1 protein-coding gene is annotated in these 947 nt (G+C 33.7%); it reads right to left on the minus strand.

Going from position 1 to position 947, the window contains the following annotated elements:
• Positions 1 to 20: 20 nt before the first annotated feature.
• Positions 21 to 843, minus strand: a protein-coding gene (locus BFN00_RS12785; RefSeq protein WP_143115431.1) for an IS5 family transposase whose coding sequence is annotated in 2 segments (ribosomal slippage) — positions 21 to 461 and positions 463 to 843 — 822 coding nt in all. Because the reading frame shifts where the segments join, the coding sequence is not laid out codon by codon here.
• Between the last annotated feature and the right edge of the window lie 104 nt (positions 844 to 947).

Below are 947 nucleotides of genomic sequence, written 5' to 3' on the forward strand. Positions count from 1 at the left end.
TAGATCTCTTGCGAAAGTCATTATTGCAAGTTTATCCGGTTTACGAGTGCAGCAATTAAGTTAATGCGTAAGCCGAATCTTTTCCGTCTATTTCGATAGCGTTCACTTAATATTCTAAATGTTTTCAATTGACTATTAATGTGTTCGATCACAACTCGTATTTTTCCAATCATTTTATTGTACTTTTTCTCAACATCAAATAAGGGTAAATTCTTCTTTTTCTTTATTGGCATCAATAATTTAAAGCCATCTTGCTCTAATCCGTAGTACCCTAGATCAGTCATAACATATTCACAATGTTTGAATTTCTTAACCGTTTTTCTTGCCAATTTAATGTCATGCTGACTGCCATTCGATATATCTAGCCCTATGATTTGTTTGCTGTTCGGATGATAGATCACTTGTACTTTTAGCGTATATTTCTTCTTTTTACCACTGTAGAATTTACTCTGATTTTTTTTTCGGACGTTCTATTGAACATTCTGTCGCATCAATAATTACCCAGTTAAAGTGTTCGTCTGCCGTGGTAATGCTTCGTTTTGGCAGAGTAAAACGTCTTGATTTCATCAATGCATCTTCAACCTTTTTAATGGTTCGATTCACATTACTTTCAGCGATATGGTAATTTGCCGCTAATTCCAGTTGAGTGCTGTAGTTCCGTAAGTAATTGAGAGTTAATAACAACTGATCCTCTATATCTAAAGTATGAGGACGACCTGATTTCTTTTTGAGTGATTCTGCTTTTTCTAAAACCTCTACCATTTCAGTAAAAACATGTCGAGGTACGCCAACCAAGCGTTTGAATTCAGAATCTGAAAAACGATTTAATTTCTGATATCTCATGAAATTTATATTGAGGTGGTTTTTACTTTCGCAAGAGGTCTTATATATTTTGAATAACTCGAATAATGAATGGGATTAAACGAAAATAACAATATCTCTATCTC

The sequence above is a fragment of the Acinetobacter sp. AR2-3 genome, assembly GCF_001878775.1.
In the GTDB taxonomy this organism is placed as follows: domain Bacteria; phylum Pseudomonadota; class Gammaproteobacteria; order Pseudomonadales; family Moraxellaceae; genus Acinetobacter; species Acinetobacter lwoffii_D.